Source organism: Diaphorobacter sp. HDW4A, assembly GCF_011305995.1.
Taxonomy (GTDB): domain Bacteria; phylum Pseudomonadota; class Gammaproteobacteria; order Burkholderiales; family Burkholderiaceae_C; genus Diaphorobacter_A.
In genome coordinates this window covers 91,462-105,671 of the sequence record NZ_CP049910.1, presented here as the reverse complement: position 1 = coordinate 105,671, position 14,210 = coordinate 91,462, and the positions used below count along the sequence as shown (strand labels likewise).

Sequence of the window (14,210 nt, the reverse complement as noted above, 5' to 3'; positions counted from 1 at the left end):
TGCCTAAAAACTCTTAATTTTTATCAAAAATTCTTAGGCATATCGCCGTCGTGGGGTGGATAACATTAAAGCTGTATCACACTTAAACAGTTCGCAATGCTTTAAATTGCTCTAACCAGGTCTGTTATTAGTCTTCTGTGTTGCTTTGTTAGATTACCGTTCTAGCAACTTAAAAACACTTTTGAATGCAGTTTTTACCGCATTTAAGGCTAGTCCGTTAGCCAGTGTTAATTTACACTTACTCTTTAAACCATTGCTTAAATTTCAATGTAAAAAAGGACTTATTGTCATTGCCTCACTTCACGAGTTTTCTGTGTTTTATTTAGATATACGAACCGAGAGAATGAACCGACGAATAATATATCTTTATATATTTAAATGTATTTTTGTTTATTTGTCAAATGCAATAAAAAAAGCCCCAAATAAGGAGCTTAATTTTTTTTGACGAATTTTCTTTTTGCCTTGTTTAGATGATATCTAAACATATTAGTTATTTCGTTTTCTTTGTAGCCTTCCATCATAATTCTTTCAATATTCTCAATATCATCATTGTGAAATCGCTTTAATTCGCTTTCTGTCCAGTTCATCATAAGATTTAATTGGATTTGCTTTGGATGATTGTAATCAAGCTCTTTTATTTGAAGAAGCAGGGTGGTTTTTTTATGGATGAGAAAAATTATCTTTTTAACATCGCTCATTGTTAAAATTAGCTTTGACATATAGAGCCTTTTATTTTTGTTATATCTCTATGATAGCTTTTATTTTTTCTTTTTTCAAATTCAATGAGAAGTAATGTTTTTTTTCACAAAAAAAAACAGGCCGAAGCCTGCTTAATTGAATTTAATAAAACACAATTCAAAATTCAGTTTTATAAAGCGAAATTTTTACAAGGTTATAAATTTTTTCAAAGGTTGGGAAGACTGTTTCTGCAAGCTCATCAACAGTTAATGTCTCTGTATATATAGCAACATTAACATTATCTAATTCGTGTCCGATTAGCTGGCAACGATGTTCCAAGCTCACCTTATCTTTTAAAAGCTCATTGTTTACGAACTTTCGCAAGCTGTGAAAAACAAGTTTTTTTCTTGTAATTCCTGAGCCTTTTACATTTCTTGCAAATTTCTTACCGACTGCATTGCCCGTTCCTTTTCCTTCCTTTTCCACATATTTAAAGACTTTATCTGTTTTACTATCTAAAAAATCTTTAATACGATTAAAAACCAATGGATGAATAGGAACTTCACGAATGCCTGCAAGTGTTTTACTATCTCTTATCGTTATGTAATTAACACCATTAGGACTAATTTTAAACTGGTCTTTTTTAAGGTTTGTAATCTCTCCGATACGGCAACCTGTAAATAAACCAAGGATTACGGAATTTGTATAGTCTTTATCTTTATTTTTTTGTTCTTTGAAAAATTCACTCTTAAAGAAAAGCTCTATTTCTTCTTTTTCAAAGATAGCATAACCACCTTTTAACCTTTGTTTTTTTGTTAAAAGTGCTCTGTTTTCTGCTGGATTTTCTTGTCTTGTATAGCCTTGTTTTTTAGCAAAGTTATATAAAGCACGAACGATTGATATTTTGTTATCTATCGTCCTAACACTATTACCTTTTTCAGCTAAAAATTCCTGATACCTTGTTATATCGCTGGGAGTAATTCGGGTAATAGGTGGATTTTTTAAGAACTTTGCAAGCTCTGTAATGCAGTTCCTATAAGCAATTGCTGTTGCCTGTGTCAGTTGCTTACGGAGTAAGAAGAACTTTTCTAGCAACTCGCCAAGCTTCAAGGCCGTAGGGTCATCCTGTGGAACTTGTGGGACGGTTGCAGGTGCTGAGGCTTGTTGAACCTTCTGCATCATCTGCAAAGCTTCCATCATCTGGCGATGGTCATCAGGGTCATCTGCTTTGAGGATGCCCCGCGACAAATCTATTTCGTATTTTTCTGGGGTGACTTCATCACTCAGGAGGTGGGCGAAGTCTCCGATAGTCGGCTTTTTGCTCATTGTCAAGCTGTTTAAAAAGGTTACAGCTCGAATGATAGCTACTCGCTTGTAGCTCGTTCTCAATGATTTCTTAACCTGCTTGCCATCTATGCGAGTGTGCAGGTAGTAGCTAGAACCCAGAAGATAGATAGGTAAACCGAGCATGAATTGCTACCAGTTTTGCTACCATCTCAAAAGAGAAAAGCCTCGTAAGTCGTTGACTTACAAGGCTTTTTTCATTCTGGCGGAGAGGGTGGGATTCGAACCCACGGTAGCATTGCTGCTACGCCTGATTTCGAGTCAGGTACATTCGACCACTCTGCCACCTCTCCGCGACTCGAAGCTAGTATTCTAGCAGGAAGTTTCAGCCGTCCCGGGGAAATCAGGAACAATTCTTCAAAACAGCATCCAAAGCAAACGGACAATTTTGCAAATCGCACTTCCGCTTACGGTATGACTCCGATCGAACTTCTCAAGGTACTATGAGCCGTGGGTCCGCGCAATTCGAAGAAACGTAGCTGCGCTGAATACTTCAAAGATGTCGAGTGAGGGAAAGAGCCATGCCCATTGACAGCATTCGGCAATGGTGCCGGCAAGCATTGGCCATCTCACGCCAGCCAAAGGCGGGCATTCCGCAAGCCCCCATGCCGATGATCGTGGGATCGCCGCGCTCCGGCACCACCTTGCTGCGGTTGATGTTGGACGCACATCCCGCGTTGGCGATTCCGCCGGAAACCGGCTTTCTCGCCATGCCACTGCCGGGGGCCGAAATCAAAGACTGCAGAGCCTGGTTTGCGCATGCGATCACGCATTTTCCGCCCAACGCTACGGGCTGGGAAGATTTCGGAATCGACTCCAACGTTTTCGAGCGCGCAGTGATGGAGCTGGAGCCATTCAACTTCGCAGAAGGCTTCCGGCTCTTCTACCGGATGTACGCGGCGCGGTTCGGGAAACAGCGATGGGGCGACAAGACGCCGCTGTATTGCCTGCACATGCCTGCGCTGCAGAAGTTGTTGCCGGAGGCCCATTTCATCCACATCATTCGGGATGGCCGAGGCAGCGCCGCGTCACTGCGCAAGCAATGGTTCTCACCCGGCGAATCGATGGCTGTGCAAGCCCAATTCTGGCGCGCCAACGTCGTCACAGCCCGAGAGGCGGGAGCCCTGCGTCTGCGCTATCTTGAAGTGCGCTATGAAGACCTGATCACGAACACCGAAGTTGAGTTGCGACGACTGTGCGACTTCATCGAGCTGGATTTCGATCCAGTCATGCTGAGTTACCACGAACGCAGCGCTGGCAGACTTCTTGAGCACCAGCGCCGCGTTACCGCCGACGGGGTAGTGATCGTGGGAGAGACGCAGCGACGGGCTCAACAAGTCCGAACGACTCAGGCGCCGAACAAGCAGTTGCTTGCGTCATGGCGCGATGATCTTTCGGTTCGAGAGATCGAGGAGTTTGAGTCCGTTGCCGGAGATTTGCTGCGTGAGCTGGGTTACGCGGTCTCCACACTGAACTGAGGCCGACGTGATGACGACGGTGCACTTCCACACGGCGAGGTGATCCCGCCGTGTGGGCCATCCCTTGAATCAGCCCGTCAGCCTCAGAACGACACCGTCGCCGACACGCGATAAGTGCGTGGTGCACCCGGCATGGCAAAGCCGTCGGAGAACATGCCGATCCAGTACTTCTTGTCGGTCACGTTTTCGACGCTCGCATTGAGGCGCAAGGGAGTCGTGCCGAGCTTGGTTTCGTACTTGGCCATCAGATCGAGTCGCGTCCACGATGGCACGCGCAGCTTGTTGCCCGAGTCGACCCACTGGCCATCGGTGTAGAGCAGTCGGCCGCCGGCCGTCAGGCCTTTGACCGGCGTGTCCCAATCCAGGCCGATGCGGGCGCGCAACTTGGGTACGCCGTGGTTTTCGAGACCCGTGTTCATCTGACGGGACTTGATGTATTCCACGCCACTGAGCAACGACAGTGTCGGAGCGATCTTGCCGAAGGCGCTCCATTCCAATCCGCGCAGACGTTGCTTGCCATCGAGCACTTGGTAGTTGGCGCTGTTGGTGATGACCGATGGCTTTTCGATCTGGAAGGTGCTGACCGTGTGCGTCATTTCACCGGCCTTGATTTTCACGCCGAACTCGCCCTGCTTGGTCTGCATCGCGTCCAGAGATTCGCCTGAATTGGCGTAGCCCGTGCCGACGATGCGGCCCGGCTCCAGGCCTTCGGTGTAGTTCGCGAACAGCGAGATGTCGTCACCCCAGGGGCGCACGATGACGCCGGCCATCGGTGAGAGATGGCTCTTGCTGTAGCTGGATGCGGCGCCGCTCACCATCGGTGTCTTCACGCTCTGATGGCGCAGGCCCAACGTGACGAGCACCTTGTCATCGGCGAAGGCCATGGTGTCGGCCAGCGCGATGGAGCGGAACTCGTTTTCGGTGGTGTAGCCCTTCCAGACGGGCGCGGCCGGGAAGGTCGGCGTCGTCGGGTTGTACATGTTGGTGGTGTAGCAGTAATTGCACGCCGTGTTGTACGTGCCTTCCTTGTGCTTGAGGATGTTGAATGACAACTGCATGCGGTGCTGGACGCTGCCTGTAGCGAACTTGCCGATGGCGCCGGCCTCAGCCGTGCGACGCTCGGACTGGGTGTGCACGTTGTAGATGGCGCCGCGCGTGGTGCCGTCCGCGCCGGTCACGATGGCGCGGGTGCCGAACAGCAGGCCCTTGCCTTCCGCCTCGGATGCACCGAGCGCAAAGTAGCCCTGCCAGTTGGAATTGAAATCCACCTCGGCGCGGGCCAGCAGACCGCTGTTGTCGTACTTGCCATGCGTGCCGCGAAACATGTTCACGTCACCCTTGGGCGGTGATAGCACCATGCCCACGCCGGGAATGGCCGCACTGCCCAGAAAGCTGAACATACCGGGGCTGCCGCCGTCGATGTTGTTGATGCTGTTGTAGGCATCGAGCGAAAGGCGGAACTGGTCGCCCAGATAGTCGATGCCGAGCGCGCCGACCTTGCGCTTTTGCGACTCGCCTTCGGCGCCCATGTCACCCGATCCGTAGACGCCGTTGAAGCGCACACCCAGACGCTGCTCCGGCCCGAAACGCTTACCTACATCGGCGTGCACCTGGAAGTACGAGTCCGATACATAGGTGGTCGTGAGGTCCGCGATGGGCTGCGACAACGCGCGCTTGGTCACCATGTTCACCGAGCCCGCGACGCTCGCTAGCGGCGGCATGCCCGACAGCAGCACGTTCGGGCCGCGCATCACTTCCACGCGCTCGAACATCTCGATCGGCACGGAGTTGGCGGGCGCGATGCCGTAGAGGCCGTTGGTCGCGATGTCCATGGCGGTCACATCCAGACCGCGCAGATTGAAGTTCTGGAGCAGGTGGCCCTTGTTGGTGGTAAAGACCACTGCCGCATCGTTTTCCAGCACATCCTGCAGCGACAGCGCGGACCAGTCTTCCGCCAGCTCACGGGTATAGGCGTTGACGTGCACCGGCGCATCGACGATGGACGTCGCGCCCAGAATGCCCAGACGCGCACCGTTGGCGGCCTTGCGGCCCGGGGCAAGCGTGGGCAGGTCTTCGCGTTCGTACTTGTCGCGCACGTTGACTTGCGGAAGCGATGCGGGCTGCCCGGCCTGCGCTTCGGGAGTGGCTTCGGCGCTCGACTGTGCCAGCGCGGCAGAGCCTGCACTGGCGGCGATCAACGCCAGAACGATGGCATTGAGCCGGGGGTTGAATGCGAAATGTGATTGCATGAGCGAGAACCTTTGGATGATGAAACCGGAGCTGAAAACCAATGAATGGCTAGTCTTTTTTGTGGCGCACGGCCAACCAGCCGAAGAACAATGCGAGCAGCGCGCACAGGCCTTCGAGCAGCAGAAAGTTGGGTTGATAGGTCTTGTAGGCCGAGTCGCTGAAAAGCGATGGCGCGAGGCACTGCAGTAAGGCCAGCGAGGGCACCAACGCATTGCCCACGGCGGCGATCCACAGCAGCGCCTTGGCTGCGTGCTGCGCGCCGAAGCGGAATGCGTAGGCCACGCAGCCGAACAGCAGGAGGTAGAACGTCCATTGATGCACGTGGTCAACATTCCCCACATGCGGCGCCAACAGGCGCGACGCCACCAGCGTGGCCGGCAACGCGGCCGCACTGCCCACGCAGATGCCGAGCGTGGCGCTGGACATGATGCGCACATGCCTCGGGCGCGCTTCGATCTCGCGCGTCTTGCGCAGCCGCTTGGTGCGGGTTTCGATCCACAGCACATTGCCCGTGTAGAAGATCAAAGCACCACTCAGGCCCAGCAGCACATACAGCACGCGTACCGGATTGCCGCCGAAGCTGCCAAAGTGCAGCGAGAAAAAGCTGATGAGCGATGCACCCAGCGCACTGCTTTTTTCACCCGGAAAGTAGATCCGGTCGTAGATCTCGCCCGTTCCCAGATTCACGAACGCAAAGCCATGTTGCGCGCCGCGCTTGAAATGCATGTCATCGGTACCAGCGACCCGCAGCAGCGTGCGTTTGGCTCCAAGCCCCACGTATTCGAGCGACTCTGGATCAAAGCCCGGCGCTTGCTCGCGCACCTTGCGGATCAGCTCCGTGGGAGGGAGCCACAGCGACCGCTCGACGGTGGGATGCTTGATGCTGTCGCGCTGCACGGTGGCCTGCAGTCCGTCGCGGTAGATGAATTGGTCCTGCGCGTCGTAAATCCAGTCATGCAGGCCGAACACCGCCGCGCTCAGCGCGATGACCAGATGAAACGGCAGGCTCACCACGCCGAGCAGGTTGTGCACGTCGAGCCACATGCGCTTGATGTTGGGCCCGATGCGCAGGTAGAAAAGATCCTTCACCAGCGACGGGAGCAGCACGACGATGCCCGACACCAAGGCCAGCGCATACAGGAGCGACACCACGCCGATCACCGGCTCGGCCCATTCCAAAGGCAGCGGCAAGCCACCTTTGCGATGCAGGTAGTCCACAAAATTGCCGCTGTTGTCGCTTTCCTTGCCAAGCCCTGCGTCATGCACCTTGCCGTCGCTTTTCAGCTCGTACCAGTGCTCGCTCTCCTTGGCCGAAAGGCGCAGCAGCGGCGTCTCGCTGTCCGCGCTCGGCAATCGCAGACTGAGACGGCCCTTGGCATCGGGATGCTGGGCAAAAAACTGCTGCAGCGCGCGGTCGGGGTCTGGGCTGACATCGGCCTTGGAGACCGCCGTCTGCGTCCATTGCCGGATCTCGGGCTCGAGCATCGAGAACGCGCCCGCATAAAAAGCCACGTATAGCATCAGCCCGCAGACGATGCCCACCCAGCTGTGCACGGCCAGATAGTCGCGCAGGGTTTGCGCCTTGATCTTCATTGCATCACCCACCACATCCCAGCGGCCAGCGCATTGGCCGCGAGCAGCCAAACCAGGCAGCGCAGCCGCGTGCCCGCCAGAAAGCTCAGGCACAACACCGTGCACCACAGCGGCACCACCAGCCACATCGCCACCTGATCGCGCGCGGGCGAAAACGCGGGCCCGAGCCCCGTGTACATCAGCAGCCAGCTGATCCAGAGCGACAAGGGAAAGCCGAGCACCAAACCCGCAATGCCCTTGAAAAACAGATGCCTCGGAGCGGTCTCGCCAGACTTCTCATCGCGGACCGTGTCCACGTTCTCATCGAGCACTTCAGCGTTCATGCCCCGGCCCTCGTCTTCTTTTTCGGCGCATGCCACCAGCTCACACAAGGCACAGCCAGCATGACCAACGCGAGCACGCACGCAATGGCCTCCGCCAGCCCCAGCCCCGCATGAGTCAACGCGGAAACACCGGCAACGAAGAACACCGCGCCCAGCGCAAAGCCGACACGCCCATGCAACCGCGTGTCAAAACGTGGAGCTGCGAGACACAGAAACCACCCGGAGACGATGGCAGCCAACCAACCCAGAACAAGCATTTGCCGCTTCAATCACTATTTGAAAGATGCAAATGATATTGGTTTGTATTACCAATGCGAAATAAAGTGTTGCAAATTTACATCTTGCAGACGCTCACCACCCGTGTGGCAACGGGTGGTGAGCGTCACTCGTCAGGATCAGTGTTTGCGGCGCAAGCTCACCAACGCGAGTCCCGCCATCACCAGCGAAAGCAGCATCACCGCCCACTGCTGCAGCGAAGGCACGGGCATAGCGGTAACCGCTGGCGGGACAGTGACGGGCGCACAGGTGACCACCACGTTGTTCACGTCGGCGGTGATGGCTGCGCCGCTAGCGTTGGTCACAGTACAGATCTGCGCTGCCGGTTGCTGCGCAATGGTCACGGCATAGGCTGTGCCCGAGAGCAGCGGGTTCGTGAACGTGAACGTGCCGTCGGCGTTCATCACCAGGGTGTCGGTGCCGTTGTTGGCCAGCGTGATGCTCGTGCCCGGCAACAGGCCGCTGAGCGAGCCGCCGACGCGGTACAGCGGAATCCATTTGGCATGCACCGTGACATCGGCGTTCACCAGCGCGGCGAAGTCATAGACCTGCGTGGTTTGAGCATCAGAGTACCAGCCATCGAATACAAAGCCGCTGCGGACCGGATCCGCCGCTGGTCGCGTCGCCTGGCCGTCAGGGCCCAGCTCCTGCGATGCGATTGCCGAGCCGCCGGCGGTATCAAAACTCACCGTGTACGGACCCACGCAAGTCACTTCCACATTGGTGACATCCGCTCCCGGCGTCGCAATGGTGCCAGTGCCCGCCGCATTCACCGTGCAGCGCTGATTGACCGGCTGGAGGCTCACCTGAACCGAGTAGGCCGCTCCCTGCACAAGCCCTTGCGGAAACTGGAAACGCCCATCGCTTGACATACTGACGCTGCCGAGGCTCGTGTTGAGCGTCAGTCCCAGCGTGCGCCCGGAGGCCAGTCCGGTGACGTTGCCGCTCACGTAATACAAATTCGCCGTCCATTTGGCGTACAGCGACAGATTGCTGGTGACCGGTGTGTTGAAGTCATACGCCGTGGTCAGTGCATTGGTCGTATACCAGCCCGCAAAGCCCTCACCGGGTTTGGTTGGTGGCATAGGCACGCTGGCCTTCTGCCCGCTCAGGACCGTCTCGCTGGGAACATGCGTGCCGCCGTTGGGCACATAGGTCACGACGTAGTCGCATGGCTGGCCCAAAGCTTCGAATTTAACGTTGGTGAGAATGGGCGAAGCTGTCGTGGTGCCGCTTTCAGACAGCCGCACCCTCAGGTTCAGCGGAGTGGTGAGACCCGCCACATTGCTCGCGCACATCTCGTTGACCAGCGCCTGCGGGCCACTGCCGCGCACCATGTTGAGTTGCGTGGCGGACAACACGACATTCGTGTCGATGTCGATGATTTCGGCAAGCAGGCCCGTGTTCGCATCCACATCGTCCGTCCACGTTTCCAGCGAGACGCGATAGGTCTCTCCACGTGCGAGCCCCGTGAAGTCGCGGCTCGCCTGGCCCTTGGGACGTGCGCCCGCTTCGTTGAGCCAGATGGCATTTCCGCCGCCGGGAAATGGAAGTGCGCCGGCAGGCGGCGATGCTGACGGAGCCGCACGCAGGGCTGCGCCTGTGAAAGTCCAGCCAGAGCAGACCGGATCCCAGTTGGTGTTCACATAGATGCCTGCCGTGCCGGTCGCAGTTCGCGTATTGGCGCTATTGAAAGTGCCCGCCGTGCAACTGGCGAAGTTGTCTGTCGGCAGGATCACGGACTGCGCCTGCGTGTTCCCGGCCAGCAGCGTGCCGGTCATAAGCACCGCCATCACCCATGCCTGACGCGCTTTCGATCCCTTGGTTGAGCACCACACGTTCTGCAAACCGTCAATCAACTTTCGCATCCACCCAATGCGTGCACCCATGGCGTCAACCCTTTGTTACGTATTCACAAAGGACCGATTATTCACAAAACGCTCGTTTCTCAAAATGGAATTTATCGATGTTTCAAAATAGATCACAGTTGACTATTTACCACCAACCTGCACAGCTCACAAAGGAAACGCCCCCCGCCCGTAAGCCCGCTGCATGCCCGACACGAACGAGTCCTCGCACCCCCACGCCAGATAGCCGACGATCAGCGAGATGTCATCGCTCGCGTAGGCTGCGAGGTCGGCGCTTCCCGTCTGCCGGATCACGGTCTTGTAGAAGCGTTCGCGGGCCTGTTCCTGCAGGGTCTCGAGTGGCTTGTGCTCCCGTGCGGGCAAGGTCGCCAGCATCGCATCGAGCGCGCGGTTGGCGCGGGTCCACTCGCCATCAAAGGGATTGGCATCGCGCTGATCCAGATACTCGTCCAGCGCCTCATCATCGGCCAACGCGTCGCTTTGGATTTTCACGTTGCGCAGTTCGCTTAGCCAGTGTCGGGCGCTGTCGAGATTCAATGGCATGGACTTCTCGTTCAATGGAGGGTGAACGGGGCACTATAGCCGCCACGCTGATGACCGCCACTGCATACAATGATTCCGCAATCACCCCTGCGCAAGGAGTCTCCATGGCCGACTTTCCCACCGACATCTACACCGAACCGGAACCAAGCACCGACACACTGGCGCACTTGGGGCCGCTGTCGAACATGGCGGGGATCTGGGCTGGCACGCGCGGGCTGGACGTCAATCCCAAGGCCGATGGACCCGAGAAGCAGGCGTTCATCGAGCACGTGCAAATGCAGCCGATCGATGCGCAGACCAACGGACCGCAGCTCTTCTACGGGCTGCGCTATCACACGCAGATTTTCAAGCCCAACGATCCCGAAACCTTCCATGACCAGGTGGGCTACTGGCTGTGGGAGCCCGCCACCGGCTCCATCATCCAGACACTGACCATCCCCCGTGGCCAAACGGCGATGGCGGTGGGCAAGACCACGGCCGATGCGAAGAGCTTCACGCTCGAGGCCGTGCGCGGCTCGCTGACCAACGGGATCTCGTCCAATCCGTTTCTGGAATACGCGTTCCGCACAGAGCGCTACACGATCACCGTGACCAAACACGGCGACGGCACCTGGTCGTATGAGCAGGACACGCTGCTCGTCACGCCAGACCGCAAGGATCCGTTCCACCACACCGACCGCAACACGCTGCGCAAGGTGGGCGAATGCACGCTGAACCCGACCGCATTGGCAGCACTGGCGGATCGCGCAAGCTGACAGCATCAGCCCTGCTCATTCCACGATTCCGACGCAAAAAAACGGGCCACAAGGGCCCGCTCTGAAGTCACCTCTGCGGTGATAGCACGCTACATGAAACTCGGTGGGTTCTCAGATCCCGCGCGTCAGCATCACACCGGCACGCCGATCACGATAGTGCCGGTGTAGCCCTTCGCCACCGAGCCTTCCAGCGTCGGGGTCTGCTGGGCGATCTGGGCGGCGGTGTTGTCGCCAAAGACGTTGTCGGAGGCAATGGTGACCTGCGAGAGGTTGCGCACGCTGGCGCTGTAGCCGGTGGCGTTGTTGAACACGGTCGTGCAGATGTCCTTGGGCAGGGCCATCTGGGAGGTAAGGATCTTGTTCTTGTAGCTGGTCGCCTTGGCGAGGCTGGGGTAGATCTCGAAATGGATGTGCGGCCAGCGGCCCGAGTAGCAGGCTGGGAAGATGGTTTCGAAGGTGACCTGCCCCTTGCTGTCGGTGACCTGCACGCCGCGCAGGTAGTTCTCCTTGAGCACGTCGTTCGAATACAGCGTGTAGGTGCCGTCGCGCGTACAGTGCCAGATGTAGATGGCATAGCCCTCCAGCGCCGCGCAGCTCGCGTTACTGTTGACCACCGAGATCGTCAGCGTGAGCGGCACGCCCTGCGCGGTGCCGGTGGCGCTGCCGAAGCTGCTGCGGATGTCGCTGCGCACCACGCCGCTGAGCGCCAGCACGTTGGCCACCGCGCCATTGGATGAGTTCGAGCCGTCGCCAGGATAAGGGCCTTCGGTTTCCTGCGGGTCGGCGATGCACGATGACGTCGTGGTGGATGTGTCGGTGTTTGTGGTGGTCGTCGTGTCGGTCGACGTACCTGTGGTCGTTCCGGTCGTGGTGGTGGTACTGCTGCTCGAATCGGTGGTGCTGTCGGTGCCGCCACCGCAGCCACCGATCAGCGCGACGGTGCCGCTGGCGATCAGTCCACCGAGCAGCATGCGCCGGCGTGGGTCGCGTAGCGCATCGACGATCAGGTCCTGCTGCAGACCGCCGTCGTGATCGTGCTGGTCGGCGGCGTGGGTGTTGGTTGCTTTGTCGTTCTCGTACATGGTCTCGTTCCTTTCATCCCGGGTTTGAAAGTGAACTCTAGGCAGCACATGTCACGGGCGTTTGCCCTTGTGTGTCAGGCCTGACAAAAAGTGTGAAAACGCCATGGCTATACTGCGAGCGCGCCCTCCGCCTATCTCATCATGGACCTTCATTCACGCATCCTCGTCGTCGACGATGACTCCGAACTGCGCAGCCTGATCACGGGATTTCTCTCCCATCACGGCTACCACGTGGCCAGCGCCGTGGACGTGGCGGACATGCGCGCACAGCTCACCCAAGACAGCTTCGATCTGGTCATTCTCGACGTGATGATGCCCGGCGAGGACGGCCTGAGCGCCGCGCAGTCGCTGACCGATGCGCCCGATGCACCGGCCGTCATCATGCTGAGCGCGCTGGGCGCCGATACTGACCGCATCGTCGGGCTCGAGGTCGGCGCGGATGACTACCTTGCGAAGCCCTGCAATCCACGCGAGCTGCTGGCGCGCGTACGTGCGGTGCTCAGGCGCCGTCGCGGCGGTGCGCAGCGCCACATGCGCTACGAATTCGGCGGCTGGGTGCTGGACCTTGGCCGCCACAGCCTGCGTGACGCGGAGGGCATCGCCATCCATTTGTCGGACGGCGAGTTCGCGCTGCTGCAGACGCTGGTCGAAAACCCCGGCAAGGTGCTGAGCCGCGACTCACTGCTCGACATGGTGCGCGGCAACGACGCCGACGTGGCAGTGTTCGACCGCGCCATCGACAGCCAGATCAGCCGTCTGCGTCGCAAGCTCAACACCCGCACCGACGAGACGCTGATCCGCACCGTGCGCAACGAGGGCTATCTGCTGGTGCCCGAGGTGTCGCTGCGATGATGCGGGCCCTCGCACGCACCGGCCTGCGAACGCGCATCCTCGCGCTGCTGGCCTTGGCTGTGTTGCTGACCACGGTACTTGCGGCGCTGCTGCTCATCAGCAACGACCGCCGCCCTCCGGGGCCTTCTGGACCGTCCGGACCGCGCGACATGATGGGCGAGATGGACAACCGGCGGCCACCCCCAGCACAACCCTATGCACCACCGATGAATGAACGTGGCGAGCGACGCGAGGACCGCCCTCCTCCATCGGCCAGCGTGCCCACCACGCGCTTGCTGTGGGTGGCGCTGATCGGTCTCACCGCCATTCTTCCGCTGGGCTGGCTGCTGGCCTCGTCGTGGACCGGATGGCTGGCGCGGCTTTCCGAATCGACGCGGCAATTCGGCACCGCGCGCACGTCGAATCCGCTGCCCGTGAACGGGCCCGCCGAACTGCGCGAGGCCGCGCAGTCCTTCAACGAAATGCACGAGCGCGTGGGCCGTCAGTTGCTGGATCGCACGCAGATGGTGGGAGCGATCGCGCACGATCTGCGCACACCGCTCACGCGCCTCGCGTTCCGGCTTGAAGAGCTTGACGAGCCACTGCGCAGCCGCGTGGAGACCGACATGCGGGAGATCAATATGCTGATCTCCGCGGCGATGGAATTCATCCGCGACCAGAGCCTGCAGCGCAACCACGAGCGTCTGGACATGCGCCTGCTGGTCGAAGGCGTGGCCGATGATCTGGTCGACATGGGCCACGATGTGCAGGTGGAGCCGGGAAGCCCGATCACGCTGACCGGCGACCCGCTGGCGCTCAAGCGCGTCGTCGGAAACCTGCTGGACAACGCGCTCAAATACGGCCACTCGGCACGCGTACGATTGGCGGTGAACGACGGCCAGTGCGTGCTGCAGGTCGACGACGCCGGCCCCGGCATTCCCGAGGCGTTGCTGACCCGCGTGTTCGAACCGTTCTTCCGCGTGGAGGCATCGCGCAACCGCGAAACCGGCGGCATGGGCCTCGGCCTCGCCGCAGTGCGTGCCATTGTCGTGGAACACGGTGGCAATGTCTGGATCGCCAACCGCAGGGGCGGTGGGCTGCGAGTGACAGCGCAGTTGCCCCTGGGGAATGCGGTGCGTGAGGAAAGACTGTGAGCAGACCGCTACTGACACGTCTACGTCCAGGCAAT

The 14,210-nt window shown here is 58.0% G+C and carries 13 protein-coding genes and 1 tRNA gene; 4 read left to right on the top strand and 10 right to left on the bottom strand.

The features are described 5' to 3' along the window. Nucleotides 1-431: 431 nt before the first annotated feature. The 3 genes from G7047_RS00465 to G7047_RS00455 all read right to left on the bottom strand — a co-directional run bounded on the left by G7047_RS00465 (nucleotide 432) and on the right by G7047_RS00455 (nucleotide 2,315). Nucleotides 432-719: a hypothetical protein gene (locus tag G7047_RS00465; RefSeq protein ID WP_166299697.1), complete on the bottom strand. Its 288-nt coding sequence runs from the start codon at nucleotides 717-719 to the stop codon at nucleotides 432-434. Nucleotides 720-855: 136 nt separating this feature from the next. Next, complete coding sequence (locus tag G7047_RS00460; RefSeq protein WP_166299695.1) at nucleotides 856-2,004, bottom strand: phage integrase SAM-like domain-containing protein; 1,149 nt, start codon at nucleotides 2,002-2,004, stop codon at nucleotides 856-858. Nucleotides 2,005-2,225: 221 nt separating this feature from the next. Then, a tRNA-Ser gene (locus tag G7047_RS00455) sits at nucleotides 2,226-2,315 on the bottom strand. A 228-nt stretch (nucleotides 2,316-2,543) separates the two neighbouring features. Here G7047_RS00455 and G7047_RS00450 point away from each other — a divergent pair. Beyond that, the gene (locus tag G7047_RS00450; protein ID WP_166299693.1) at nucleotides 2,544-3,500 is read left to right on the top strand and encodes a sulfotransferase; all 957 of its coding nucleotides are present in this window, start codon (nucleotides 2,544-2,546) and stop codon (nucleotides 3,498-3,500) included. Between the two features lie 83 nt (nucleotides 3,501-3,583). Here the strand turns inward: G7047_RS00450 and G7047_RS00445 are convergent, their stop codons facing one another. The 6 genes from G7047_RS00445 to G7047_RS00420 form a co-directional block, all read right to left on the bottom strand. Beyond that, a complete protein-coding gene (locus tag G7047_RS00445; protein WP_166299691.1) occupies nucleotides 3,584-5,749 on the bottom strand; it encodes a TonB-dependent siderophore receptor in 2,166 nt (721 codons plus the stop codon). 49 nt (nucleotides 5,750-5,798) lie between these two features. Next, complete coding sequence (locus G7047_RS00440; RefSeq protein WP_166299689.1) at nucleotides 5,799-7,343, bottom strand: PepSY domain-containing protein; 1,545 nt, start codon at nucleotides 7,341-7,343, stop codon at nucleotides 5,799-5,801. Next, complete coding sequence (locus G7047_RS00435; protein ID WP_166299687.1) at nucleotides 7,340-7,666, bottom strand: hypothetical protein; 327 nt, start codon at nucleotides 7,664-7,666, stop codon at nucleotides 7,340-7,342. The genes G7047_RS00440 and G7047_RS00435 overlap by 4 nt, the downstream gene beginning before the upstream one ends. Then, nucleotides 7,663-7,923, bottom strand: a complete 261-nt coding sequence (locus tag G7047_RS00430; RefSeq protein WP_166299685.1) for a hypothetical protein — start codon at nucleotides 7,921-7,923, stop codon at nucleotides 7,663-7,665. The genes G7047_RS00435 and G7047_RS00430 overlap by 4 nt, the downstream gene beginning before the upstream one ends. A 138-nt stretch (nucleotides 7,924-8,061) precedes the next feature. Beyond that, nucleotides 8,062-9,810, bottom strand: a complete 1,749-nt coding sequence (locus tag G7047_RS00425; RefSeq protein ID WP_166299683.1) for an IPTL-CTERM sorting domain-containing protein — start codon at nucleotides 9,808-9,810, stop codon at nucleotides 8,062-8,064. Between the two features lie 147 nt (nucleotides 9,811-9,957). Next, entirely contained in the window at nucleotides 9,958-10,353 is a 396-nt protein-coding gene (locus G7047_RS00420; RefSeq protein ID WP_166299681.1) for a hypothetical protein, read from the bottom strand. 104 nt (nucleotides 10,354-10,457) lie between these two features. On the opposite strand from G7047_RS00420, the gene G7047_RS00415 reads away from it, so the two are divergent. Continuing rightward, nucleotides 10,458-11,108 carry an FABP family protein gene (locus tag G7047_RS00415; protein WP_166299679.1) on the top strand — a complete coding sequence of 217 codons (651 nt, stop codon included), beginning with the start codon at nucleotides 10,458-10,460 and terminating at the stop codon, nucleotides 11,106-11,108. A gap of 131 nt (nucleotides 11,109-11,239) precedes the next feature. On the opposite strand, the gene G7047_RS00410 is transcribed toward G7047_RS00415, so the two are convergent. Beyond that, nucleotides 11,240-12,190: an intradiol ring-cleavage dioxygenase gene (locus tag G7047_RS00410; protein ID WP_166299677.1), complete on the bottom strand. Its 951-nt coding sequence runs from the start codon at nucleotides 12,188-12,190 to the stop codon at nucleotides 11,240-11,242. Nucleotides 12,191-12,331: 141 nt separating this feature from the next. Between G7047_RS00410 and G7047_RS00405 the strand changes: the two genes are divergently transcribed. Beyond that, nucleotides 12,332-13,042 (top strand): response regulator, encoded by a 711-nt coding sequence (locus G7047_RS00405; protein WP_166299675.1) that lies wholly within the window; start codon nucleotides 12,332-12,334, stop codon nucleotides 13,040-13,042. Next, a complete protein-coding gene (locus G7047_RS00400; RefSeq protein ID WP_166299673.1) occupies nucleotides 13,039-14,175 on the top strand; it encodes an ATP-binding protein in 1,137 nt (378 codons plus the stop codon). Before G7047_RS00405 ends, G7047_RS00400 begins: the two co-directional genes overlap by 4 nt. Nucleotides 14,176-14,210: the final 35 nt, after the last annotated feature.